Genomic DNA, 24,499 nt, shown 5'->3' with positions numbered 1-24,499 from the left:
GCGGTTTCCTTTAGCTGACTAAATGACTTGGATGATTGGGTTGATGTTCTGGAACAGACGCGCCGTCTGGACTATCAGCCATGATGGCTTCGACGAAGCCGCTGACCTTTTCCGGTTGTTGCATCAGCGTACGGTGAATGGATTCAGCGGCTGACTTGCCGTCCTGTACGGCAGCGACGGTCAAATCCTCGCCGTCTGCAACACAATCGCCGCCGGCCCAGATTCCCGCGACCGAGGTCCGCCCTTCGTCGTCCACGCTGATACGGCCGCGCGACAACGCAAGGCCAGCCTCGCCAAGGATTGCTTCGGCTGGTGTCTGACCTATCGCCTTGAATATCTGATCGCTGGCAAGCGTGATGCTCTCACCTGAAACGCCCAGACGGCCATCGGTCATGACGGTGTAGTCCAGCGTTATGCCGCAGACCTCGCCATGTTCGTTGCGGGTGAGCGCGCGAGGCTGCAGCCAATGGCGGATGATCACGCCATTCTTCAGCGCGAGTTCCTGCTCGAAATCACTGGCATTCATGTTTTCCGGCCCGCGGCGATAGGTGATAATGACATTTTCTGCGCCAAGCAGTTTTGTTTGTACAGCGACGTCAATCGCGGTCATGCCGCCGCCGATAACGACGACATCCCGGCCGACGGGGATTTCGGACAGATTGTCACTCTGGCGAAGCACCGAAATGTAATCCACCGCATCGATACAGCCGGCAGCGTCTTCGCCCTCGAGGCCAAGGTCGTTGACGCCCGGCAGCCCCATGCCGAGAAACACCGCATCGAAACCTGCTCTCAGCGCATCGAGACTGATATCGCGCCCGAGAGCCTTGTCGTTCTGGATGGTGATGCCGCCGATTTCGAGAACGAAGTCGAGTTCCTTCTGGGCGAAGTCGTCGACGCTCTTATAGGCAGCGATACCGTATTCGTTGAGGCCGCCTGCCTTGGGTCGCGCTTCGAAAATAGTCACATCGTGACCGTGCATGGCCAGACGGTGGGCGGCGGACAGACCCGCTGGTCCAGCCCCGACGACTGCGATGGATTTACCCGTAGGCTCGGCGCGCTTGAAGGGATGCTGGCCATTGGCCATCAAATGATCGGTAGCGTAGCGCTGCAACAAACCGATCTTCACTGGCTTGCCCTCTGCCACTTCGCGCACGCAAGCCTGCTCGCATAACGTCTCGGTGGGGCAGACGCGGGCGCACATGCCGCCAAGGATGTTTTCGGAGAGAATGGTCCTGGCAGAACCGGTAGGATTGTCTGCAGCTATCTCGCGAATGAACAGGGGAATATCGATGCCGGTCGGGCAGGCGTTCATGCATGGCGCGTCATAGCAGAAATAACACCGGTCCGATTCGACGAAGGCTTCGTGCCGGCTTAGCGGCGGATGAAGATCGGCAAACACTTCCGTATAGGCGCCGGATGCAAGCCGCCCGGCTTTGACGTCACGGATTCCAGAATCCATCGATCCCATGAAATCTCATCTCCTCGTTTGACTGAGTCCAGTTCCCACGGATCAGCAGTCTTTTCGATGGCCGGTATCTCCGAACCTGTACGGAAGAATGGCAGATTTTCTCGGAAGGTCAAATTTTTTATCAAACGGTCAAGAAATGTTGCAATTCCCGCGCACTTAAAAATGACATGGCCCGGACTTGCCGGGCCATCTCCGTACATCGCTAGTACTCACCCCTCAATCGGCCATACGCCGCAATATCAGCTCAGTAATATTGGCCCGGTTCAATATACCCTCCTTGCCACCGCGGTCGTTATAGGTTGCGTTCGAGGCAAGATAGGACATGTTGTAAAAGTCGCTAAGCTTTATTGTGTACTCTGTCCCCGCTTCAAGCTTCACCGGGACAACCGTGGATTCGCCCCAGATATCCCAGCTTGGCAAATGCGGCATGACTACAACGCCTTTGATCGGAGTCTGACCCGCGCCCACTATCTCCATTTGCTTGACGGCCGCTGTTACGCCGGTATTGACAGGGCCAAAGCTATTTCCGTAGCGCAAGAGAACATGATAGCTCCCGCTGACTGTTGGGGTGAAGGCGAATGTCAGCTCTTCGCCAGGGACACCCCAGTCTGACCAGGCTTTGCGACCATGGTCGTCCTTCAGTTGCGCCGGCGAGCCAGAAACAATGTTGTTTACTGCCGTATCGGCCCTGAGAAATGTCAGCTTGTCATTGCCCCAATAGCAGGCAGGATTTGTGCGTTGCGAGACGTTCCTCAATCCATTGGTAATTTGCGCCTCCAGCGAATAGCACAATGTCTGACTGTCAAGTTTGCTTTTGTCGTCTTTCCATTCGTTACCGACTACGTTGGCCTTAACCAATTCTCCATTGCGGTAAACGTTGATTGCAATAGGATATATTGACGACGTCGGCGTCCAGGACAAATTAATCAATCCGTCCGCGCCTTTTTTTATCGCCCAGTCGCCTGCGGTTAGACCAAGGTTGAGGGGTTCAGGGCCATAGTACTGGCTAGGTTCGACAACGCGTGCCGGCCCGCCCTCCTCATTGTTTTCAATCAAGCCGATGACAAAGACATTAACCTTGTCATCCTTCAGATCGGATGAAGGTGTGTATCTATCCAAATCGATCTGGGCGCCGTTCAATTCTGCTGTTGAGACTGAGTAATATCCATCACTACTTGTACCAACTGCCGGCAAATTCACCTTTACCGTGATTTTCTTACTGCGATAAACGAGGTCCTTCAACTGCAGCTGACGGGCACCATTAAAGATGGTCTTGTGCATCTTTTTGGTGATGAAAGGCTGGAATCGGATGCCCGTCATATCGGCATCACGCCCGAAGACAACGTCGAGTACGGAACCAGTGTAGCCGCCCACCGACCACAATTGCTTATCGGAATCGATGTCCGGACGGTCTTCGTCCTTTGGCGCTGTTACTGCAAGCTTGGTGAACTCGAAGTTCTCCATGTTCGACAGGTTCAATGCCGCGCCATTGATGAGTGTATCGAAGTTTCGGTTAACCACATCGGCATTGCGTCCCTTCGCTGCCTTGATCAGATAGCTGGAAGCAAACGGCCAGATAGCCCGGTTGTGGTAGACCTTCACACCCCGCATTTGGGGCCAGACAACCGCTGCACCGGCAGCCGTGTGCGGATAGTTCTCAAGGATACTTGTTGTCTGGCCCTTGTCGGCAATGCCATCCTGAATGGCCAGAGCCTCTCCCAGCAATTCGTAGCGTCGGACTGGAGCTTGATCGAGTTCCGTCGTCTTCATCATGCTGAACAGGCCAGAATCAGATCGCCACAATCCAGTCTTGATCGACGTTTTCAGCGTGCTTGCCCATTGCCCGTATTTTGCAGCATTGGCAGTTTGGTTCAGTTCGGCAGCCATCTTCGCGGCGACATCAAGAATTTTCCAGTGATTGACATTGGTCGAGAGGGTTTTCGACATTGCGAGGTGAACCACCGCATCTTTCGTCCACTCAGGATAGATCTGTTCGCGCCAATCGAGGAATGAGGTCTCGCCGCGATAGAGCCCGTCGCGGGCGTCATAGGCGGCAATACGATCGTTTTCGATCGTGTTGCCGATAGCCGTGTAGGCCTCCTTGAGGAATTGCGTGCGATCAGCGCCATCGAGATATTTGAGCAGCTCGAAAGCGGCTCGTGCCCAGACGACGCGGTCTGTGCTGACCGGCCAGCTTCCGCCACTGCCGGTGTCCTGAACGATTTCAGTTGTGTCTTCTCCAAGCGTTCCGCTCGCATTGCGACGCTTTGACAATTTGAACAGCAGGCTGTTTTTGGCTACCTGCGGGTTGATCTGCGCAAGGCCAAGATCAACGGCATAGGCAGTATCGCGCGTCCACACATACGTCCACTCGTCTCCCGACTGATAACAGCCGATCGTGCCGCCACAGGGTACGGGATTGCCGTTATTGTACGCGCCATCCTTGATGGAGGTCACGGTCAGTTCCCTGGCTTCCTGCATCGCCATAGCAAACAGCCCGTCAAACATCTGGCTGCCGGTGCGGATCGTCGGAGCGTCCGCCCGTTCCTCAATTGTTAGTTGTTTACCTTTGTTCGCTTTTCGTTGGTCCTGGGTGGTCGTCAGCTGATAGGTGCGCAGCGTAGACACTGAATCGGCAGTTGTTATCGTAGCACTGCGGCCATTCCAGGTGAGCGCTTTCATCCCATCATCAAGATTGACGGGATCGGTAACGGACGGAATTTTGATTTCGACACATTCGCCATCGACCAGAGTGCCCCTGTCGCACCGGGTGACGACCACTGGCTTGATGACGCAAACGTCACCATCAAGCGTGCCTTTGTCGCAACGGGTAATCGGGACCGGCCTGATGACGCACTTGTCAACCTCAAGGGCGCCCGCACCGCATACAAAAGTCACCTGAGGTTTGATAACGCATTCGGTGCCAACAAGTGTTCCTTTTTCGCATGCGCCGGTAGTTATGCTCGGCTTGACAACACACTTGTCAACCTCAAGGGTGCCAGTAACGCATGCAAAGGTCGCCTCGGGCTTGACCACGCATTCGGTACCAACGAGTGTTCCTTTTTTGCACGCACCGGTAATCACGCTCGGTTTGACGACGCACTTGTCGTCTTCAAGGGTGCCGGTCTGGCATACAAGTGTCACAGCGGGCGAGACGATGCATTTGCCGTCAACAAGCTTGCCGGTCTCGCAGACAGAGATCGCAACGGGTGTCACAATGCATTTTCCGTCGATTAGTGTGCCCTTCTCGCATGCGCTTGTAACTACTTCCGGCGTGATGATGCACTTGCCATCAACAAGGGTGCCTGGGCACGAGACAAAGGTTCCGGACCCGTCGTCCGTACCCACGGTTCTGTTTGAGTCATTGCAGCCAGCCAGCATGATACAACATGCCAGGGCTCCCAACAGCATTCGTAACGAAGCCATGATTCCTCCCAATAAATAAAAAATGCTTCTTTTTAAAAATAGTGCGCATGCAGTAACGACCGGCCATCGACATGCATGGTCACCCACACGGTGGCACGGACTTTAGAAAAGAGTTTGGAGGTTCCTCCCGAGGAAACCGCACGATTTTGGCTATAGGTCCAACGGAACGCCGTCAATAATACGATAGTCAAAGAAATTCGGAAATCGGGCCGATTAGCGCAACTTGATGTCCGAAAATCTCGGATCGTGGCTATTCAGCGGCCAAGGGCGGTTGCGAAGCGACTTCCAGGAGCTCGCGGTTGAGACGTGCTTCTTCCTCGGCTTTCGGCTTTGAGAAGCCGGCCAGCAACAGGTAGGCGACCGGTGTCAGGAAGAGCGTCGAGGCGGTTGCCATGCCGAGACCGCCGACGATGACCCAGCCGAGGGCGATGCGAGCTTCGGCGCCCGCACCGCTGGCGAGAACCAGCGGCACACCGCCAAGAATGGCGCAGAGCATGGTCATCACGACGGGGCGCAGACGGATGTTCGATGCCTCTTCGATGGCTTCTCTTACATTCCTGCCCTGATCGCGCAAATGATTGGCAAACTCGACGATCAGAATACCGTTCTTCGCCATGATGCCCACAAGCAGCACCAGTCCAATTTGACTGTAGACATTCATGCTGGTGCCGGTCATGACCATGGCAAAGACAGCGCAGGCAAGGCCAAGCGGAACCGTAGCCATCACAACGGCCGCACTGATAAAGCTTTCAAATTGCGCTGCGAGAACCAGTAGAATGATCAGGATGGCAAAGCCGAAAGTCGTGACCATGCTGGAGGAATTTTCCCCAAGCGTCGCGGCTTCCGCCAGCGGAATGATACGATAGCCGGAGGGCAGCAAAGGTGCGGCGACCTCCTGCACGTCCTTATAGGCATCGCCGAGTGCAAAATCCGGTCTAAGGCTCGACGTGATGGCGACGGAACGCATCTGCTGTTCGCGCGTCAATGCCGGGGGGACGGCGACTTCGGTGAGTTTGGCAATCGTCGACATCGGGACAAACCGGCCGTCGCCGGTGCGCAGGAACACGTTTTCAAGGTCTGTCGGGTCATTGATGGGATTTGTGCTCGATACGAGTTTCACATCGTAGGAACGATCTTCGATATAGACGGAACCGACCTTGTAACCATCGAGCACCGATTGCAGCGCTTCGGCCAGGCCAGTGATATTGATATTGAGATCCGAAGCGCGCTCGCGGTCGATCGACACGGCCAGTTGCGGCTGGGTCGGCTCATTGGTCAGACGCGGACGATCAAAGCGGCTGTCTTTCTCAAGCTCGGCCACGATCTTTGCAGCCGTGGTCCCGAGCTCGGCATAACTTGTACCGACGACAGCGAATTGCAGGCCATTACCGGCACCGCGGATGCCCAGCGAGTTTGGCTGTGCGGCAAAAACCTGGATACCTGGAATGTCGCGAACCCGTTTCGAGACGTCGGCGAGGATCTCCTGCTGGCTCCGCGTCCGCTCTTTCCAGGTGGCGAGACTGAGGACCATGAAGCCACGGTTGGTATTGCCATTCTGGCCGGCGATCGAGAACGTATTTTGGATTTCGCCACTATCGCGTAGCGGCTGGATCAATTGCTCGATCTGACGCATCTCGTCACCGAGATATTCGAGACTGACGCCCTGCGGCGCGGTAATGCGCAGGAACGCCGAAGCCCGGTCTTCCACCGGTGTCAGCTCCTGCTTGAGAAGGGAAAACGCGCCAAACGCTGCGCCAGCAAACAGCACCGAGATCACGACAACAATCCAAGGGGCGGCAAGGCAAACATGCAACATGCGTTTGTAAAGATTGCCGAACCAGCTGCCGACACGTGCGACCCGTCCTGGCGTGTGGGTGACATCCTGATGCTTGGCCTCACTCGCACTGAGCAGGCGGGAAGCCAGCATCGGGCACAGCGTCAGTGCCACCACAGCGGACAGAAGCACGCAGATCGCCAGAACGAAACCAAACTCGCGGAAGAGTCCCCCGGTCTGGCCAGGAAGGAAGGACAGCGGCACGAAAACAGCCGCGAGCGTCACCGTTGTCGCGATGACTGCAAAGAACACTTCCTCGGTGCCGAGAACTGCGGCAGCGCGTGGCCCCATGCCCTGATTGCGGCGGCGCACGATGTTTTCCAGCACCACGATCGCATCATCCACCACCAGACCGGTCGCCAGCACCAGGGCGAGCAACGTCAGGATGTTGATTGAAAAACCGGCAAGATAGATAGCAGAAATGGTGCCAATCAGCGCTACCGGCAGACTGACAGCCGGGATAAGGGTCGCGCGAATGTCCCAGAGGAAGAGATAGATAATCAGGATGATGATGACGACAGACACACCGAGCGCAATTTCCACTTCATGCACTGCGCCATTGACGAAGTCCGCATCGTCGCTTGTCACGCGGATGTCGACACCCTCAGGCAGCGTTTGCTGCAATTGTGCGACCGCGGCGCGAACGCCTTTCGAAATATCGAGCGTGTTGGATTGAGCCTGGCGGATAATGCCGAGGCCAATGCCGGTCTTGCCATTGGCACGCAGAATCGAGGTGCCGATGTCGGGGCCCATCGTCACCGTGGCCACGTCGCGGATCTTCGTCTGACCTTTGATGATGATGTTTTCGAAGTCTTCCGGCGTTGATACGGGAGCCGTTGCACGAACGACGATGCTCTGGTCATTGCTGTTGAGCTGACCGGCAGGGGTATCGAAGGCCATCGTCGTCAGTGCGTTGCGAATGTCCGCGATGTTCATTCCGAGGCTGGCAACCTTGCCCTGATCGATGTCGATGCGGAATATCTTGCTGCGGTTGCCATTGACCTGAACGTCGGCGACGCCCGGGACCGACGCGAGCACGTCCTCGATCTGGTCTTCGACGAGGACTGTCATGTCCTCGACCGCCATGGTGTCCGAGGTGACGGCCAGGCGCATCACCGCATCGGAATTGGCATCGGCTTTGACGATACGCGGCGGGTCGGCCTCGTCGGGCAATGTGTTGGTTATGCGGCTGATGGCATCGCGCATATCAGCCGCCGCGACGTTGAGGTCAACGCCATCGTTGAACTCAACGGTGACGCGGCTGCTGCCGAACGACGAACTGGACGAAATCGACTTGACGCCTGAAACGCGCGATACAGCGCCTTCGATCGCCGAGGTTAGCTCCCGGTCCACAGTCTCGGCGGCGGCGGACTCGAAATCCGTCGAGACCGTAACCACCGGGCGGTCGACATCGGGCAATTCGCGGACATCAACGCCGTACCAGGCGGCAAGACCCGCGACGACGATCAGGGCATTGAGCACCAGCGCCATGACGGGTCGACGAATGAAAAGTGCGGTAAAACTGGAATCGTTCTGTCCGTTTGACGTGCTCACTGCTGGACCTCAGCCCCGCTCGCCGACGGAAGCAGTTGGCTCCGCGCTGGTATTGGTCTCTGGAGCCGGTTGTCCCTGAATTTGGACAAGACCGTCCTGACGGACTGACTGCACACCTTCGGCCACAATCTGATCGCCGGGCTTTATGTCGGCATCGACCAGCACATAGGCGGTGTTGCGCTGGACAACCCGCACCGGAACGCGCGTCGCCTTGTTATCGTCAATCCTCCAGACATAGGCGCCCTCAGTACCCCATTGAACGGCGAGGGGATCAACAGTCGGGTAAGTGTCTCCCGGAAAGCCGACTGCCATCTGGAAGGCCATGCCCTCGCGCAAGGCATCATTAGGATTGGTGATTTTCGCCTGAACATGCAGCGTACGGCTCGTCGGATCGACACGGTTATCGATGGCGCTGATGGCACCTTTGAAGGTTTCACCCGGGCGGGCGATAGATGTCGCTGTCACTGGCAGGTCAATTGATATGGCCGGCGCAAAGCGTTCAGGCACCCAGAAATCAACCAGAAGATCGGAACGATCATCGATCATTGCGACCGTCGTGGAGATTGTGACGTAATTGCCCGCGTTTATAGGCAGGATGCCGACAATGCCACCAATCGGGGCTTTGATTGCCCGGCGGTCAAGGGCGAGTTCCGCCTCGCGAACGTTGAGGGCGGCGTTATCGACCACCAATGCTGCTTCGGAAAGCTGAACAGCGGAGACCGTGTTGCTTGAACGCAGGCTTTCCGCGCGCTTGAGCTTGGTCTGTGCGTCCCTCAGTGCTACCCGCGCTTTGTCGACAATGATGCTTTCGGCTTCTGAATCAAGACGGGCAATGACATCGCCGCCTTTTACTTTGGTCCCTGATGTGACGAGAATTTCGGTCAGTCGCCCGGCGGTGAATGGAGTAACTGCAACGGAACTCTTGGCCTTGCCGGTGCCAATGGCCGACAATTTGTCGTTGATCTTCGCTTCAGCCGCAGCACGGACGACGACGAGCGGCAAGGCTTGTCCGCCGCGACGCTGTCCCCGGGTGGTGGTTTCTGTTGCTGCGGTCGAGTTGCGATCGATACCAGCCTTCGAGCCTGAATAGAAGTACAGCCAGCCGGTTCCAGCAAGAACCAGAATCAGCACTGCAAAAATGAGTTGCTTCGAAAGCCGCATATATCGCTCCAAAAGGCCGGTCCCGCACAAGCAGAGCCAGCACAAAATGATCATATCCCAACGCACAAGTCAGCGCGAACGGTTGTTTGTCGGGCAGAATAAGAGGGTTTTACCTAACCGGTAATGACAATTCCGTTATGTTACAAATATTTAATGGAGAAAGCATGGCCACTCGATCCGTCGAAATTAGCCGGATTTGCTTGTCCCTCCTTGAAGGCCCGGTTCTGGCGTGCAACATGACGGGCGGAAAATTCGCAAGGAAAGCAGTCAATGGCGACGAAGACCGATATCGCACGGCGCGTGTTCAACCACACGTTCAAGCTCGATCCGATCGTCCGTAGTCTGCTCGACACGGATTTCTACAAGCTGCTGATGCTACAGATGATCTGGGGTGTCTATCCCGAAGTGGACGCGACATTTACGCTGATCAATCGCACGACCAGGGTACGGCTTGCTGACGAGATCGACGAACAGGAATTGCGCGAGCAGCTTGATCACGCGAGGACGATAAGCTTTTCCAAAAAGGAAATGATCTGGCTCGGAGGTAACACCTTCTACGGCAAGCGTCAGATATTCGAACCGGACTTTCTCGAATGGCTGTCAAACTTCCAATTGCCGGAATACGAACTGACGAAGCGGGACGGACAATACGAACTGAATTTCTACGGGCCGTGGATGTACACGACGATGTGGGAGATACCGGCGCTGACCATCATCAACGAGCTGCGTTCGCGTGCTGCCATGAAGAAGATGGGCCGGTTCGAACTTGACGTCCTTTATGCCCGTGCCAAGGCCAAGATGTGGTCGAAGGTGGAGCGGTTGCGTTCACTTCCCGACATCAAAATTTCTGACTTCGGCACACGTAGGCGCCATTCCTTCCTTTGGCAACGCTGGTGCGTCGAAGCCCTGAAAGAAGGTATCGGTGAGGCCTTTACCGGCACAAGCAATGTGTTGATGGCAATGGACAACGATCTGGAAGCGCTCGGCACCAACGCACACGAACTGCCTATGGTCCTTGCTGCATTGAGTACCACCGACGCAGAGTTGCTGAAATCACCCTACAAAGTTTTGCAGGACTGGAACCGCTATTATGGCGGCAACCTGCTCATCGTCCTGCCGGATGCATTCGGAACGGCAGCGTTTCTTCGTGACGCGCCGGACTGGGTGGCGGACTGGACAGGTTTTCGCCCGGACAGTGCGCCTCCGATCGAGGGAGGAGAGAAAATCCTTGCCTGGTGGCGATCAAAGGGCAAGGACCCACGGGAAAAGCTGCTGGTGTTTTCCGACGGGCTCGATGTCGATACGATTGAGGAAACCTATCGCCACTTCGACGGCAAGGTGCGTATGAGTTTTGGTTGGGGCACCAACCTTACAAATGATTTCGAGGATTGCGCGCCACGCTATAACGATCAGCTGAATGCGATTTCACTGGTGTGCAAAGTCAGTGACGCCAATGGACGTCCCGCGGTCAAGCTTTCCGATAACCCAAAGAAGGCAACTGGCGATCCGGCAGAGATCAAACGTTATCTGCAATTGTTCGGCGCAGAGGACCGTGTGGAGCAGGTCGTGAAAGTTTAGCGGCACGGATCCCGAAACTATGCCGACATGCGCAACATGATTTCGGCGTTTAGAAGGATACGCTGGTCGGCGGGAATCTCGATCTTCGAGTCATCGTTTTCGCCGAGCTTGTCGAACAATAGCTTGATGGCCAACCTGCCGATTTCATTGTAGTTCTGCGCAACGGTCGTCAGTGGGGGGCACATATAACGCGACAGCGGCTGGTCGTCATGGCCGGCAACGCGCAGGTCGCAATCCGCGCCACGCCCTACCTTGAGGCCGGCTTGGTAGGCGGCAGCCACTACGCCGAAAGCGATGCGGTCGGTGGCACAAAGCACGGTCTTTGTCGGGAAACCGCCTTCCCTGAGGATACGAGCCGTCGCATCGAAGGCAAATTTTTCGAACTCCCAGGTCAAACCCGGATCGACCTTCACGAAGCGGGGTTCGAGGTTCAGGTTCTTCATTGCCTCGTTATAGGCGTCGCGCCGCTCATAGGCGTTGCTGTTGACCGGAGACATGCCGAAATAGCATGGCTGGTCACCGGACCGCGTCAGATAGTCTACGATCAGTTTGAAGCTTTGCCGGTTGTCGGTGCCGACGAACGGCGACGTCGCATCGAGCGGTGAATCTACGTAGATGAGTGGAATTGACTCGCCGAGCTTGGCCAGCTTGTCGTGATGCGACTTTACGCCGAGCGGTCCAATAATGGCACCCGCGACGTTCATGGACTTGAACGTCTCGATGGCACGTTCTTCAAGCTCCGGCTTGCCGTCGGAACTCAAAACGAAAGCCAGATAACCTGTTTGTTCGGCGATGCCTTCGATGCGCCGGGTCAGCGTCATGTAAAACGGGTCGGTCGAATTCGGAACGATGATACCAAGAATATTGGTGCGGCGGCGGTTGAGATTGACGGCGAATATGTTTGGCCGGAAGCCGGACTTCTTGATGGCCGCTTCGATGATGTCGCGGGTTTTCTTGCGCACCGAAGTGGGGTCGTTGAAATATTTAGACACAGTGGGGCGCGACAATCCTACAAATGCAGAGAAGTCTTCCATTGTCTTGATCGGCTGATTCACCGCGGCATTCCTTTTTACAATCCCTTGCTCATTCCAAAAACCGTATGCCGGCGAAGAAATTGCGAAGGACATTTGCAATCATTGCTGAAAACTACGCCGACGCAATACATCTCATGATTGATATAGGGCCACTCTTAATGGTTGAAAATTTACAGCATGAGTGACATGCGTCAAGATTTTATTTAAACCGCATCAATTAGATAGAGCTATTTGCGGTTCGCTCGCTCTCCTCAACGCACCGCACCAAAAAGTTTTCTCGTTCGATCATTAAAGTTTACGTGCGATAACTTGCGCCAAGCTGACGTCGCTGAAAATGGCATGTGAGGTTGCATTGAGTTGCTACTCCAGTAGCATGTGACCTCTGATTGCAAACATCGACAAGCGGCAACGGGAGGATGCAATGGAGGGCGGTATTCCGAATCCGGAAGTCTTCACGCACGTACGCGTAATTATCGGCATCGTACTTGGCCTGAGCGTCTCGCGTTTGCTGACCGGCATCGCCCGCATTATCCAGCACCCACAGCGCAAGAATATCTATGCGGTGCACCTTGGCTGGGTGTTGTTCGCTTTCCTCACCGTCGTGCATTTCTGGTGGTTCGAGTTCTATTTGCATGCGCTGGTCTTGTGGAAATTCGAGGCATATCTCTTCGTCATTTTTTTTGCCAGCCTGCACTTTCTCGCATGCAGCATGCTTTTCCCCGACAGCATGGAGGGCTATTCCGGCTATGAAGATTATTTCATGTCGCGTCGGGCTTGGTTCTTCGGGATCTTGATATCGATATTTATTTTCGATTTTCTCGACACGATCATGAAGGGCACGGCTCATTTTCAAACACTCGGAGCTGAATACCCCTTTCGCAACCTCTTCCTGATCGCGCTTTTCGGATTGGGAATTTATGTTCGCCGGCAAAAAATCCAGCTGGTCATACTGGCGCTGGCGCTTGCTACGCAAATGGCGTTCATCCTGGTGCAGTTCGACACGATTTGAGGCAAGAAAAACCCGCCGGTTCGCACCGGCGGGTTTCATTTGTTTCAAGGTCAGGAAAAGAACTTAGTTCTTTTCGCGGCTCTTCAGAGCGGCACCGAGAATGTCGCCGAGCGAAGCACCGCTGTCGGTCGAGCCGTACTGGGCAACAGCTTCCTTCTCTTCGGCGATTTCCAGCGCCTTGATCGAGACCTGCAGCTTGCGGGTCTTCTTGTCGAAGGCGATGACGCGGGCGTCAACCTTCTGACCAACCGTGAAGCGTTCCGGACGCTGTTCGTCGCGATCGCGGGACAGATCAGCGCGGCGGATGAACGAGTCGAGGTCATGATCGACCAGACGCACTTCAAGACCACCATCGGTGATGCCCGTGACTTCAACTGTAACAACGGCGTTTTTGCGCAGTTCACCCGAAGTTGCGGCTTCACCGACCTTGTCGCCGGTCAGCTGCTTGATGCCGAGCGAGATGCGTTCCTTCTCGACGTCGACATCGAGAACCTGAGCCTTCACAACGTCACCCTTGTTGTACTCTTCGATGACCTGCTCGCCTGGACGGTTCCAGTCGAGGTCGGAGAGGTGAACCATGCCGTCCACATCGCCGTCGAGGCCAATGAACAGGCCGAACTCGGTCTTGTTCTTGACTTCGCCTTCGACGATCGTGCCGACAGGGAACTTGTCTGCGAAGGTCGTCCACGGATTGTCGAGAGTCTGCTTCAGGCCGAGGGAGATGCGGCGCTTGACCGGATCCACTTCGAGAACAACGACTTCGACTTCCTGTGTTGTCGAGAGCAACTTGCCCGGATGCACGTTCTTCTTTGTCCAGGACATTTCGGAAACGTGGATAAGGCCTTCGATGCCCGGCTCGATCTCGACGAATGCACCGTAGTCGGTGATGTTCGTAACCGTACCGGTGATCTTTTTGCCGATCGGGTATTTTGCACCGATACCATCCCAGGGATCGCTCTCGAGCTGCTTCATGCCAAGCGAAATACGATGGGTTTCCTGGTTGATACGGATGATCTGCACCTTGACCGTCTGGCCAATGGACAGGATTTCCGACGGATGGTTGACACGGCGCCAGGCCATGTCGGTCACATGCAGAAGACCATCGATGCCGCCGAGGTCAACGAACGCACCGTAATCGGTGATGTTCTTGACGACGCCTTCAACGACCTGACCCTCTTCGAGGTTCTGAACGATCTCGGAACGCTGTTCCGCACGGCTCTCTTCAAGAACGGTACGGCGCGATACAACGATGTTGCCGCGACGCTTGTCCATCTTGAGGATTTCGAAGGGCTGCGGGTTGTGCATCAGCGGGGTAACGTCGCGGATCGGACGGATGTCGACCTGCGAGCGCGGCAGGAAGGCTACGGCACCGTCGAGATCGACGGTGAAACCACCCTTGACCTGGTTGAAGATCACACCATCGACGCGTTCGCCGCGATTGAACTTCTCTTCGAGACGGACCCAGCTCTCTTCGCGGCGTGCTTTTTCACGCGACAGAACTGCTTCGCCGAGGGCATTTTCGATACGCTCGACGTAAACTTCAACGATATCGCCCGGCTTGAGCGAACCGTCCTTGGCTTTCGCGCCGAATTCCTTCAGCGGAACGCGGCCCTCGACCTTGAGGCCGGCGTCGATGATCGCCATGTCTTTTTCGATGGCGACGATACGGCCCTTGACGACATAACCTTCAGCAAGGTCATTGGTGGCAAAGGACTCGGCGAGAAGAGCTTCGAAATCTTCGCGCGTTGGATTGGCTTCAGACATAAATACTCCTGAGTGTCCGGAAAACTCGTCGGACACAGCACCGGTGGTTCGTGTTTCGGTTCACCTGCATGCCAACCCGCCCATTGAAGGGCAATCCGGTGCGTGGGTCGGTTGCAGATGGTCTAATGCGTGTTCTTCGCGAGAGCCTGATCAATCAGGGTTTTGGCACTAAGAAACGCGGTCTCTATATCCATTTCCGTCGTATCTAGCAAGTGCGCGTCGGCAGCGGGCTTTAATGGCGAATCGGTGCGCCCCATATCACGGGCATCGCGGCGCGTGAGATCCGCGAGAATCTCCTCATAATTGGCACCGCCGCCATTGGACCTGATTTCATCATAGCGTCTTCTGGCGCGTGCCTCGGGCGACGCTGTGATGTAGAGCTTTACCGGAGCATCGGGGCAGACGACCGTGCCGATATCGCGTCCGTCGAGGACCGCACCGGGTGGGCGCTCGGCGAAACTGTGCTGCATGGCAACAAGTGCACGGCGCACTGCCGGCATGACCGCAACTTTTGATGCCGCCTCGCCAACAGCGTGGTCGGACAGTACTGCGCGATCGAGCTTTGTAAGATCGATGCTGCGCGCCGCCTTCTCGGCGAGAAATTCATCGTCCAGCGGCATGTTCTGATCCATCAAGGCCTTGGCGACGGCGCGGTAGGTTAGGCCCGTGTCCAGGTGATGAAAACCGTAAGCGTCGGCAATCCTGCGTGCGAGCGTTCCCTTGCCCGAAGCCGCGGGACCATCGATGGCGACCGTAAAGTGCGTCTGCGGCGTTGGTAGATCTTTTTCGTCCTTGTCGAACAGCCATTGTCCGAGCGCAAAGAGGAGGTACGCCGCAGCCAACACGAGGGTGATGATAGGCGTTATCCCGATTGTAACGAAGGCAAAGCCACCGAGTGTCGTCAACATGGATTCCAGCCAGTCGGGCATGGAAGTTGCAAAATTCTGCAGCAACGCGTCGATGCTGAAGATCAACACGAACTGGAAGACGAACAGCCAGAACAGCAGCGCAAACAGGCCAAAGCGAACCCGCAGACCGAACTGTTCGATCACATAGGGAATGGCAACGACGGTAAATGACGTCAGCAGGAAAAACATCAGATGATCCTTCTCTTGCCCATGAAATAACCAATACCGTATCCGGCGATGGATCCAAGTGCCGGTGGTAGCAGCAGAAACTGGAATGGTTCCCACTCGCTCGTATTCGCCGCCTCCGCACCGGCCGAGACATTCCACGCATAGAGGAAGATGATCGTCAAAGGAAGAAGGACGCGAAATATCGTGCCGGTTATACCCGGCCATGGTGCTTGCGCCGTGCTCGCGACCGTGCCGCTATAGGCGCTTCGTCCTGCCCAGACAAGAAAGGGCACGCTGGACATGGCATACAGGAAATATACTGTGAGACGCGATATGAGCTCGGTCATCGCTGATTTTCTTGCTCGTTTTCAGATTTCGAGTTCGGAAATCTCCGCACCCATTCCCTTCATCATGTCCATGAATTCCGGGAAACTGGTAACGATCATGGTCGAATCGTCGATTGTGACGGGCTTTTCGGCGGCGAGGCCGAGGACAAGAAAGCTCATTGCGATGCGATGGTCGAGATGGGTTTCGACGCTGCCGCCGCCAAGGCCCTTGCCATCCGGACGGCCGCGAACGGTCAAAATGTCATGACCTTCGGTGCAGTCGGCGCCATTGGCCTTGAGCCCGTTGGCAACAGCAGAAAGCCGATCGGATTCCTTCACGCGCAGCTCTTCGAGGCCGTTCATCACCGTCTCGCCAGTGGCAAAGCAGGCCGCGACTGCAAGGACGGGATATTCGTCAATCATCGATGGCGCGCGGCTCGCGGGCACATGGACGCCCTTGAGTTCGGAGGCGTGAACGCGCAAATCCGCGACATCCTCGCCGCCTGCGAGGCGCGCATTGAGGATCTCTATACGAGCACCCATCTCCTGCAGCGTCAGGATAAGGCCGGTGCGTGTCGGGTTCATCAACACATTGCGAATGGTGATATCTGAGCCCGGAACGATGATGGCCGCAACCAGCGGAAAAGCCGTGGACGACGGATCACCCGGTACGTCGATGGTCTGGCCGGTCAGCTTGCCCTGACCCTCGATGCGGATATGGCGCACATTATCCCTGTCGGTCTCTACGGAAAGGTTGGCGCCGAACCCTTGCAGCATCTTTTCCGTATGATCGCGCGTCATGACCGGTTCGACGACCGTTGTAATGCCGGGCGTATTGAGCCCGGCGAGCAGCACGGCGGATTTCACCTGTGCTGAGGCCATCGGCACGCGATAGGTAATCGGCGCTGCGACCTTCGGACCGCGTAGCGTCAGCGGCATACGGTCGCCTTCCGCGGCAGACACCTGCACTCCCATTTCACGCAAGGGATTGAGCACGCGGCCCATCGGCCGCTTCGACAATGAAGCATCGCCCACGAAGGTGGTCTCCATGGCATATGTGCCAACCAACCCCATGGTCAGGCGCGCACCGGTGCCGGCATTACCGAAATCGAGCGGCGCTTCCGGCGCAAGCAGGCAGCCATTGCCGGTTCCCTGAATGACCCAGACATCGTCTTCCTTGGCGATTTTCGCGCCCATCGCCTGCATGGCACGGCCCGTATTGATAACGTCCTCGCCCTCGAGCAGGCCGGTGATGCGTGTTTCGCCGGAAGCGAGCCCGCCAAACATGAAGGAGCGGTGTGAAATCGATTTGTCGCCGGGAATACGGATATCGCCGGAGAGAGCCTGTGAGCGGCGGGCAGTGGCGGGTTTTGGCGGCGCGGAATGGGACATGGGGAGGATCAATCGCGATAAAAGAAGGTCATTGGGATGCGGGCATCCTACTAACACAGCTTGCCAGTACGGTCATCTTGCAAATTCAATGATTGACACAAGCTTTTTTCGCTTTGACAAATGCGTCGAATTGCGTTTATGGACCGCAAATTCATTTTTGATGAGTATCGGCATGAACGGTTGGGGCCAATAGGGTCTGATACCAGCCGGTCGCAGGCGAGCGCAGCAAGACGAGGCAAAACGTGGCGAATCCAAAACTTGGCACCAAGCGAGTTGACCCGGAGACCGGGCAGAAATTTTACGATCTGAATCGCGATCCGATCGTCTCGCCCTATACGGGCAAGAGCTATCCGCTCAGCTATTTCGATTCCACCGCTTCGTCCGCGCGCGAAGAAGAGGAAGAGGTCGAGACGGAAGAACTCGATGTTGCTCTCGAGAAGCCGGAATTCGTTGCGCTTGAAGAAGCGGACGCCGAAGGCGACGACGTTCCGGATATCGGTGATGACGATGTCGAGGTCGAGGACGCCGACGATGACGACACGTTCCTCGCGACCGACGAAGAAGATGAGGATGACGATGTCACCGATATTCTTGGTGGCGGCATCGGCGACGACGACGAGAATTGATTTTGATTATCCTGTTCACCGAAAATATCCGGTGAACAGGACTTGATCTTCCGGGCGGCGGGCGATAAGTACCGCCATCTTTGCGAAAGCAAGAGGCAAGGCTCCAGACCTTGCTCGACAGTTTACCGGATCATCCGGTGGCCTAAACGGCCATTTTGAATGGGGCCATAGCTCAGCTGGGAGAGCGCTTGCATGGCATGCAAGAGGTCAGCGGTTCGATCCCGCTTGGCTCCACCATAATCTTTTCAGTCACTTACAGAATTGCATATCCCTTCGAATCTCCAACGCGCTGTTCCAAGCAGCAGGCGCGAAGGGCTTTGCTCAGTTCGTTTTTCTTGAGTCGAATCTTCGTCTTGTAACGATCTTCGACTCTATCCAACGCTTCGTTCAGCGCCTTCATATACGCCTGCTTCTGGTTTTCGTTCGTGTTACTGCACGAGCGCGGCCTTTTCAATTACCGCGGCGACATCCTTCGCATGAACGACGAGGGAGGCATGGCTGCCTGCGACTTCCGTCGTGTGAGCATGCATTCTGGCTGCAAACATTTTCTGGGTCTCCGGTGCGATTACCTTGTCCTTCGTGCTGACCACGTAGAACGTCGGCTTGTCGTGCCAAGCTGCCGTATCGACAGGAGCCTCGAACGCTGTGTGGTTCAACGGGAGCTGATGGTTTGCCAAGGATACGGCGATCTCCGAAGGAAGGTCAGCCGCGACTGCCGAAGGAAATACTTTGGGATCGATGTAGAGGTTGCCCTTTTCGTCGGGATGAATGGCCGCGGCGCCTTCGGTTGCCGGGCCGCTCTTGGCTAAGATCGCCAAAGATTGCCCCACGTCGGGCGCGAATGCGGAGACGTAGACTAGGGCCGAGACTTTCGGATCGTCACCTGCTTGCGTGATGACGACGCCCCCCCAGGAGTGGCCAACGAGGACGGTCTTGCCGTTCTGTTTCGCGAGCGCCTGTTTCGTTTCATCGACGTCCGCTGCGAGGGAGGTGAGCCGGTTTTCGACAATCGTTACGTTGTAGCCCTTCTTCTTGAGAATATCGGCAACCGGCTTCCAGCTGGTTTGGTCGACGAATGCGCCATGGACGAGCACGATATTGTGTGCCGCCCCCTTGGGCAGTTGAGCCGATTTGGCGGGGGCAGCAAATGCTGCTCCGGCCATGAGGATGGTGGCGACTGAGAGTAGAAGATTGCGCATTCATTGCTCCTGTAAAGATGATGGACGACGCGGGTCCGGGGGGAAGGGCAGGCGCCGGCAAGGTCGGGGCTTTTCCATCTGTTGTTTGCAAAAATGGTTTGCCGCGGCCTATTGGCTCGCCTTTAGATGAAATAGGTCATGGAGTTCTCGGACGTTAGGCCTCGATCGTCCGAATATTGTGTCCGAACGTCCATTCGTGTAATGTCGGGATGATGGACATCCTCGCCCAAGTGCTTGATCGCGTCCGCCTTAGCGGGTCTCTGCTCTTCCACTTCGAGCTCGGCCATCCATGGAACCTGGCACTACCAGCGCGCCCCTACGCCCTTTTCCATTATCTCAGCCGTGGCTCAGCTACCCTCGCGCTTGAACAGGGGCGAGAGCTCCGCTTGACCGAGGGCGACTTTGTTGTAGTGACACGCGGCGAGCCCCACGTGATTTATTCAGACCGCCAGACGAAGCCGCTACCGATTCGGGACCTCGATAGATTGGCCGGACGTCTTGGCATCGTTCGTCACGGAGGCTGCGCGCAGCCGCTCTCGACGATGATCTGTGGCAATTTCACTGTGGCGCGGCCCTCCCGCGGTAGCGTGTTGGAACTACTTCCGCCCGTGCTTCTCCTGAAGCCCATGGCGGACGGTGGATGGCTCGAGGCGATCCTGCAACGCATGGTGAGCGAGGCGGCGCTTGAGCGCCCCGGTCAAGGCGTCGCACTCTCACGACTGACAGAAGTGCTCTTCGTCGAGGTGTTGCGAAGCTGGATCAAATCTCTCGGTCCAGGAGAAGGCGGGTGGTTGGGAGCGATGGCGGACCCGCACATAGGACCAGCCCTTCAGTTGATTCACGATCGCCCGGATAGGCCCTGGACCCTTGGCGACCTCGGACACAGCGTGGGGCTTGGTCGTTCGGCGTTTTCGGCTCGCTTCACCAAGCTTGTTGGCGAGTCCATGTACCGCTATTTGATCGCACGCCGAATGTCGGAGGCTGCGTTTCTACTCGAAACAAGTGACGAGGGGATTGCACGGATTGCGACCCGTGTCGGCTACGAGACCGCGACTGCGTTTTCCAAGCTCTTTCATCGACATCATGGCCTATCGCCTGGCCGCTACAGAGCAGTTCTCCGGTCTGACGGTGGCCGAAGGCAAGGGGATGTACTCAAAGGAGAACTCCCCGATTGACCTCGGCCAAGCTAATATCCATGAAGTGTTGTCATCATCGGCGTAAAGTCGAATAGTGCCCGTATTGATCAATGTGCTGGCAACCGTCGCAGGGCTGGCGATCAAGAAGACACCGCTGCCTCCACGTACGCCTTGGCCGTCCCCGCCCAGCACGAGACCGTTATTGACCAGCGTGAAGCCGTCGGCGACCTGCGCCCAATTCCTCCAGCAGCACAGCTCCCAAGCGGCGGGAACATCTTCGCTGTTCGGTTTACGGGCAGTTGCCCAATTGTCGTCACAACGCCAGGCGAGCCTTGGGTATGGCTCTCGGAATAGCTCTTGGTATTGGCATCGGCGCAATGCTTGGAAACGCGATGTTTGACAGCATCTCGATGGGGATTGTTGTCGGCACTGCAATAGGTGCCGCGGTGGGGCACACGGTGTCCAGATGATCACATACGGCTCACGACGATCTGATTCGTAACACGCAATATCGAACCCATGTGTAATAAGGCGCACAATTGTGCCAAAGAACATCGTGGAGGAGAAATGCGATGTCGATCAAGACTATGTTTGTACTGGCCGCGATGGCATTTTCAAGCTCGATGCTTGCGGGATGTCTTGACAGCAGCGGCGCCACCCAGTGGCAACCCTATCACCCCGATTGGACAGGCTCTAACGGGGTAAGCTCGGGCCACAGCAAGCACTAAGTCATAAGCCGCTCAATGGCACAAATACCATGGTAGTGCTGCCTGCTACTTAGTTGCAGGCTGGGTAGGACATTGCCCTACCCAGCCTGCGCGAACCGTGCTCTTGAGCGCTCGCGCGCCTTCTCGGCTTCGATCGTGCGGTCACGTGTTGGCGCTTGCGTATGAAGGGAGGCCAGCAGCCGCCGTGCAGCATCCGATACTTCCTTGACGGCTCGATCGAAAGCTGCGGCGTTGGCTTGCGAAGGTTTGTTGAAACCAGACAGCTTGCGCACAAATTGAAGAGCAGAAGCGTCGATCTCATCCTTGGTTGCAGGCGGGTCGAAGTTAAACAGCGTTTTTATATTGCGGCACATAATGGTCTCCTCAATGTCGATTCCTGCGACGTGGCAAGGCCACTGATGTCGTTCCTCCTGTCCGCTGGTCGAGTCTTACTCCATCATATCAGCGGCCGATGAGTTAAATCCTTCGGTAGTACGATCAGGGTCATTCCTCAGGAGCCCCTAACTAATTGGTAGTACTTTTCCAATTTTATCACGACAGGACGGGTAAAGAGATATAATATGTAAATGTGGCATTTGCATTCAAACTCTGCAGAGACGGGGAGAATGGGGGAGCAGTGTCCAATAATTATGAAACAAAACGCCGTCGGGTGCGTCAAGTTCCTGCCGTTATCATCATAGATCAACACACGCTTGCACGGACGACTATCGTAAGACTCCTTGCGCACGAACTTGCGGGTTGGGATTTTATCGACATGATGGGCATCGAGAACCTCGATAGCGCCATTGGCATGGATGTGCGTCTGGTTGCGCTGGATGTGGCGGGAAGAAACGTCGAAAGCTCCAGCTTGCACAATGACCTTGCGGCAATATACGAGCTCTTTCCCGAAGCTGCGATCGCACTTTTGTCCAGCACGGACGATTCGGCTATGGCCTCACATGCGCTGGCGATGGGAGTTCGCGGGTATTTCACGACGTCGCTGCCCATTGAAATAGCGATTGCCGGGATACGGCTGGTTCTTGCAGGCGGCATATTTTGTCCAAATCCGCTCGGCACATTTGCTACCGAGATGCCAAAGAGCGACAGACCTCCTCCCCGCGAGAACCGGACAAACGGTAATGGACATGCACGTTACCTAAGCGTTGCGGACTTTACGCCCCGCGAGGCGGACGTCCTTGCGGAATTGCAGCGCGGTCACCCGAACAAGGTGATTGCGGGAAAGCTCAATCTGTCGGGCAACACCGTGAAGATGCACTTGCAGCACATCATGCGCAAACTCAACGTCCAGAATCGGACTGAAGTGGTCGCGCGGTTGGGTCAGGCACCATCCACGGATCATGAATACACCGCCTCGTGAGCCCTAGGCATTTCCCCTTGATGGAGTATTGGCAAGCATCTCACTGAGTGTCGCTGCCGCCAGCATAGCTTCGGCCAACAGCTTCTTAAGCTTCTGGTTCTCATCTTCCAGGGCCTTGAGCCTCTTTACGTCAAAGCCGGCGTTTCTGAGTTGCAAGGATTGCCACCGGTAGAATGTGGGCTCGCTGATACCGTGTTCGCGGCATAACTGCGCCACGCTCATTCCGCTGCGATGTGCCTTGAGAATGTTCATAACCTCGTCATCATTGAATTTTCTTTTACTCATCGCATCGCCTCCCTCCGACAGTATGAGTTCACGACCTAGAAGCACGGAGCTTGATGGAATGCCGTACTGGCTTCACCGACCATCGACCGATCAAATTCCTGCTCAATCCTCGCGGAACGCCCTGTTGAAACTGTCTATGAGCGGACGGACCGCATAGAAGGCCACAGTGCTTTCTCCCGTTTCAATCAAGGTCTGGGCCGGCATTCCGGGGACCAAACCAACATTTTTCATCTTTGGCAGCCGCTCATCCGTCACTCGGATTGTCGCCGCGTAGTAGGGTAGACCGGTCGCCTTGTCGACAAGACGGTCCGCGGAAACATATTCGACGAGGCCTTTGAGCAGCGGGACACGACGTTGATTGTATGGGAGGAGGTGAACCTGTGCGGACAGCCCGGAATGCACGAGGTTGATATCTTCAGGACGGACATGCGCGGTGATGATAAGCCGTCCTTCACGCGGGACCAGATCCACTAGCGGTTCGCCAGCACCGATGACGCCGCCCGTCGTATGGATGCGCAGATCCATGATCACGCCATCTTCCGGGGCCTTGATTTGTGTCCTTGAGAGTTGATCATCGATCGCCCGAAGTCTTTCACTCAGCTGCATTATCTGGCTTTCCGCGTCGCGCAAACCCTGCGCCACCTCGTTCAATCGGTCGTTCTCAATTTTGACGAGGTATGCCTGACTCTCGCCTATCACCTGATAGGCTCGCGAAATCTGCGCAATCACCTCGCCGAGCTGACCATCTATGTCGGCTTTTTCGCGCCCAAGATTGAGAAGCCGGCTCTTTTTCTCGATGCCCTTTGCGACAAGCGGCGTAACAGCGGCAAGCTCCTGCCGGGCGATCTCCGCCCTTTGTGTCAGTCCAGCCTTTTGCGCCGTAAGGCCCGCGATCTCCTGTTGTACTTGCTCCATTTTGCTCTGGGTGATTGCGATCTCGGATCGCATAACCAGCCTGCGCGTCGCGAAAATGCGCTGCTGGCCTGTCAGGATGCTATCAACTGCGGGATTCGTGGCCCTGATGGACTCGAGATCCGCGGGATAAACAACGTTACTACTGCTTGTTCGCTCGGCAGTCAGGCGCGCATGGTTTGCCTCGGCATCCCAGAGCTGCCCCTGCAAGGCGTCACGCTCGGAACGAGATTTTGTATCTTCAAGCTGAATCAGGGTCTGTCCGGCTTTGACTGCATCGCCATTCTTGACGAGAATTTGCCGGACAATACCACCTTCGAAATGCTGGATCGTTTTACGGCTCGATTCGGGTTCAACCACACCCGAGGCGATAGCAGCACTCTTCAAAGGCGCAAAGACAGACCAGGTGCCGAAACCAAGGATGAAGGTGCAAATCAAAAGGTTGCCAACCAAGGCGACCTTGCGGAGCCTCGGCATGGGGGACACGGGTGCCAAGGCTGTCGAGGTGTTTGGTGTCGGGGCATAGGTCAAAAATCGTTTTCTGATTCCTGACGTTTCGACGGCGTGCCGAATTGTGGTCAAAGCGCCTGTAAATTTCTCCGGAATGCCGAATTGAACGAGGGCCATGGCTAGC

19 protein-coding genes and 1 tRNA gene are annotated in these 24,499 nt (G+C 56.1%); 7 read left to right on the top strand and 13 right to left on the bottom strand.

The window, feature by feature from the left end; genetic code table 11:
• Window positions 1–10 precede the first annotated feature (10 nt).
• The 4 genes from PHA01_RS24470 to PHA01_RS24455 form a co-directional block, all read right to left on the bottom strand.
• Entirely contained in the window at window positions 11–1,468 is a 1,458-nt protein-coding gene (locus PHA01_RS24470) for an NAD(P)-dependent oxidoreductase (RefSeq protein ID WP_271898893.1), read from the bottom strand.
• 216 nt (window positions 1,469–1,684) lie between these two features.
• Window positions 1,685–4,894, bottom strand: a complete 3,210-nt coding sequence (locus PHA01_RS24465; protein ID WP_271898892.1) for a hypothetical protein — start codon at window positions 4,892–4,894, stop codon at window positions 1,685–1,687.
• Between the two features lie 250 nt (window positions 4,895–5,144).
• Window positions 5,145–8,219 carry an efflux RND transporter permease subunit gene (locus PHA01_RS24460; RefSeq protein ID WP_417021034.1) on the bottom strand — a complete coding sequence of 1,025 codons (3,075 nt, stop codon included), beginning with the start codon at window positions 8,217–8,219 and terminating at the stop codon, window positions 5,145–5,147.
• A 72-nt stretch (window positions 8,220–8,291) separates the two neighbouring features.
• Window positions 8,292–9,443: an efflux RND transporter periplasmic adaptor subunit gene (locus tag PHA01_RS24455; protein WP_271898890.1), complete on the bottom strand. Its 1,152-nt coding sequence runs from the start codon at window positions 9,441–9,443 to the stop codon at window positions 8,292–8,294.
• A gap of 270 nt (window positions 9,444–9,713) precedes the next feature.
• On the opposite strand from PHA01_RS24455, the gene pncB reads away from it, so the two are divergent.
• A complete protein-coding gene (gene pncB / locus PHA01_RS24450) occupies window positions 9,714–11,021 on the top strand; it encodes a nicotinate phosphoribosyltransferase (RefSeq protein WP_271898889.1) in 1,308 nt (435 codons plus the stop codon).
• Window positions 11,022–11,038: 17 nt separating this feature from the next.
• Here the strand turns inward: pncB and PHA01_RS24445 are convergent, their stop codons facing one another.
• Window positions 11,039–12,055, bottom strand: coding sequence for a LacI family DNA-binding transcriptional regulator (locus PHA01_RS24445; RefSeq protein ID WP_271898953.1), 1,017 nt, complete (start codon window positions 12,053–12,055; stop codon window positions 11,039–11,041).
• A 421-nt stretch (window positions 12,056–12,476) separates the two neighbouring features.
• Between PHA01_RS24445 and PHA01_RS24440 the strand changes: the two genes are divergently transcribed.
• A complete protein-coding gene (locus PHA01_RS24440; protein WP_271898888.1) occupies window positions 12,477–13,064 on the top strand; it encodes a hypothetical protein in 588 nt (195 codons plus the stop codon).
• A 63-nt stretch (window positions 13,065–13,127) separates the two neighbouring features.
• Here PHA01_RS24440 and rpsA read toward each other — a convergent pair whose 3' ends face one another.
• The 4 genes from rpsA to aroA form a co-directional block, all read right to left on the bottom strand.
• The gene (gene rpsA / locus PHA01_RS24435; RefSeq protein WP_106714926.1) at window positions 13,128–14,828 is read right to left on the bottom strand and encodes a 30S ribosomal protein S1; all 1,701 of its coding nucleotides are present in this window, start codon (window positions 14,826–14,828) and stop codon (window positions 13,128–13,130) included.
• A gap of 122 nt (window positions 14,829–14,950) precedes the next feature.
• The gene (gene cmk / locus PHA01_RS24430; RefSeq protein WP_271898952.1) at window positions 14,951–15,631 is read right to left on the bottom strand and encodes a (d)CMP kinase; all 681 of its coding nucleotides are present in this window, start codon (window positions 15,629–15,631) and stop codon (window positions 14,951–14,953) included.
• Window positions 15,632–15,924: 293 nt separating this feature from the next.
• Window positions 15,925–16,251, bottom strand: coding sequence for a hypothetical protein (locus PHA01_RS24425; RefSeq protein ID WP_271898887.1), 327 nt, complete (start codon window positions 16,249–16,251; stop codon window positions 15,925–15,927).
• A gap of 21 nt (window positions 16,252–16,272) precedes the next feature.
• On the bottom strand, window positions 16,273–17,622 hold the full coding sequence (gene aroA / locus PHA01_RS24420) for a 3-phosphoshikimate 1-carboxyvinyltransferase (protein WP_271898886.1): 1,350 nt from the start codon (window positions 17,620–17,622) through the stop codon (window positions 16,273–16,275).
• 242 nt (window positions 17,623–17,864) lie between these two features.
• On the opposite strand from aroA, the gene PHA01_RS24415 reads away from it, so the two are divergent.
• Both PHA01_RS24415 and PHA01_RS24410 read left to right on the top strand, forming a co-directional pair.
• Window positions 17,865–18,248 (top strand): TIGR02300 family protein, encoded by a 384-nt coding sequence (locus PHA01_RS24415; RefSeq protein ID WP_114429811.1) that lies wholly within the window; start codon window positions 17,865–17,867, stop codon window positions 18,246–18,248.
• A gap of 161 nt (window positions 18,249–18,409) precedes the next feature.
• Window positions 18,410–18,485 (top strand) — tRNA-Ala (locus PHA01_RS24410).
• Between the two features lie 191 nt (window positions 18,486–18,676).
• Here PHA01_RS24410 and PHA01_RS24405 read toward each other — a convergent pair.
• Window positions 18,677–19,447 (bottom strand): alpha/beta hydrolase, encoded by a 771-nt coding sequence (locus tag PHA01_RS24405; protein WP_271898885.1) that lies wholly within the window; start codon window positions 19,445–19,447, stop codon window positions 18,677–18,679.
• A gap of 212 nt (window positions 19,448–19,659) precedes the next feature.
• Between PHA01_RS24405 and PHA01_RS24400 the strand changes: the two genes are divergently transcribed.
• Together PHA01_RS24400 and PHA01_RS29610 are read left to right on the top strand one after the other, a co-directional pair.
• The gene (locus tag PHA01_RS24400) at window positions 19,660–20,622 is read left to right on the top strand and encodes an AraC family transcriptional regulator (RefSeq protein ID WP_271898951.1); all 963 of its coding nucleotides are present in this window, start codon (window positions 19,660–19,662) and stop codon (window positions 20,620–20,622) included.
• A 299-nt stretch (window positions 20,623–20,921) separates the two neighbouring features.
• Window positions 20,922–21,053 carry a hypothetical protein gene (locus PHA01_RS29610; RefSeq protein WP_465248743.1) on the top strand — a complete coding sequence of 44 codons (132 nt, stop codon included), beginning with the start codon at window positions 20,922–20,924 and terminating at the stop codon, window positions 21,051–21,053.
• A 335-nt stretch (window positions 21,054–21,388) separates the two neighbouring features.
• Here PHA01_RS29610 and PHA01_RS24395 read toward each other — a convergent pair whose 3' ends face one another.
• Window positions 21,389–21,664, bottom strand: a complete 276-nt coding sequence (locus PHA01_RS24395) for a DUF2277 domain-containing protein (RefSeq protein ID WP_271898884.1) — start codon at window positions 21,662–21,664, stop codon at window positions 21,389–21,391.
• A gap of 263 nt (window positions 21,665–21,927) precedes the next feature.
• On the opposite strand from PHA01_RS24395, the gene PHA01_RS24390 reads away from it, so the two are divergent.
• Entirely contained in the window at window positions 21,928–22,668 is a 741-nt protein-coding gene (locus PHA01_RS24390) for a response regulator transcription factor (protein WP_271898883.1), read from the top strand.
• Between the two features lie 3 nt (window positions 22,669–22,671).
• Here PHA01_RS24390 and PHA01_RS24385 read toward each other — a convergent pair whose 3' ends face one another.
• Both PHA01_RS24385 and PHA01_RS24380 read right to left on the bottom strand, forming a co-directional pair.
• The gene (locus tag PHA01_RS24385; RefSeq protein WP_114429814.1) at window positions 22,672–22,953 is read right to left on the bottom strand and encodes a transposase; all 282 of its coding nucleotides are present in this window, start codon (window positions 22,951–22,953) and stop codon (window positions 22,672–22,674) included.
• Between the two features lie 102 nt (window positions 22,954–23,055).
• Window positions 23,056–24,492, bottom strand: a complete 1,437-nt coding sequence (locus PHA01_RS24380; RefSeq protein ID WP_271898882.1) for an HlyD family type I secretion periplasmic adaptor subunit — start codon at window positions 24,490–24,492, stop codon at window positions 23,056–23,058.
• Between the last annotated feature and the right edge of the window lie 7 nt (window positions 24,493–24,499).

The organism is Candidatus Phyllobacterium onerii (genome assembly GCF_028331445.1).
Lineage (GTDB): Bacteria > Pseudomonadota > Alphaproteobacteria > Rhizobiales > Rhizobiaceae > Phyllobacterium > Phyllobacterium onerii.
The sequence above is the reverse complement of the archived record's forward strand: the minus strand, read 5'-3'. Positions and strand labels throughout refer to the sequence as shown.

Coding starts and splice junctions, on each gene's coding strand:
- PHA01_RS24470 (WP_271898893.1), bottom strand. CDS start 1,468: ATGGGATCGATGGATTCTGGAATCCGTGACGTCAAAGCCGGGCGGCTT.
- PHA01_RS24465 (WP_271898892.1), bottom strand. CDS start 4,894: ATGGCTTCGTTACGAATGCTGTTGGGAGCCCTGGCATGTTGTATCATG.
- PHA01_RS24460 (WP_417021034.1), bottom strand. CDS start 8,219: ATGGCGCTGGTGCTCAATGCCCTGATCGTCGTCGCGGGTCTTGCCGCC.
- PHA01_RS24455 (WP_271898890.1), bottom strand. CDS start 9,443: ATGCGGCTTTCGAAGCAACTCATTTTTGCAGTGCTGATTCTGGTTCTT.
- pncB (WP_271898889.1), top strand. CDS start 9,714: ATGGCGACGAAGACCGATATCGCACGGCGCGTGTTCAACCACACGTTC.
- PHA01_RS24445 (WP_271898953.1), bottom strand. CDS start 12,055: ATGGAAGACTTCTCTGCATTTGTAGGATTGTCGCGCCCCACTGTGTCT.
- PHA01_RS24440 (WP_271898888.1), top strand. CDS start 12,477: ATGGAGGGCGGTATTCCGAATCCGGAAGTCTTCACGCACGTACGCGTA.
- rpsA (WP_106714926.1), bottom strand. CDS start 14,828: ATGTCTGAAGCCAATCCAACGCGCGAAGATTTCGAAGCTCTTCTCGCC.
- PHA01_RS24425 (WP_271898887.1), bottom strand. CDS start 16,251: ATGACCGAGCTCATATCGCGTCTCACAGTATATTTCCTGTATGCCATG.
- aroA (WP_271898886.1), bottom strand. CDS start 17,622: ATGTCCCATTCCGCGCCGCCAAAACCCGCCACTGCCCGCCGCTCACAG.
- PHA01_RS24405 (WP_271898885.1), bottom strand. CDS start 19,447: ATGCGCAATCTTCTACTCTCAGTCGCCACCATCCTCATGGCCGGAGCA.
- PHA01_RS24400 (WP_271898951.1), top strand. CDS start 19,660: ATGGACATCCTCGCCCAAGTGCTTGATCGCGTCCGCCTTAGCGGGTCT.
- PHA01_RS29610 (WP_465248743.1), top strand. CDS start 20,922: ATGGCTCTCGGAATAGCTCTTGGTATTGGCATCGGCGCAATGCTTGGA.
- PHA01_RS24395 (WP_271898884.1), bottom strand. CDS start 21,664: ATGTGCCGCAATATAAAAACGCTGTTTAACTTCGACCCGCCTGCAACC.
- PHA01_RS24385 (WP_114429814.1), bottom strand. CDS start 22,953: ATGAGTAAAAGAAAATTCAATGATGACGAGGTTATGAACATTCTCAAG.
- PHA01_RS24380 (WP_271898882.1), bottom strand. CDS start 24,492: ATGGCCCTCGTTCAATTCGGCATTCCGGAGAAATTTACAGGCGCTTTG.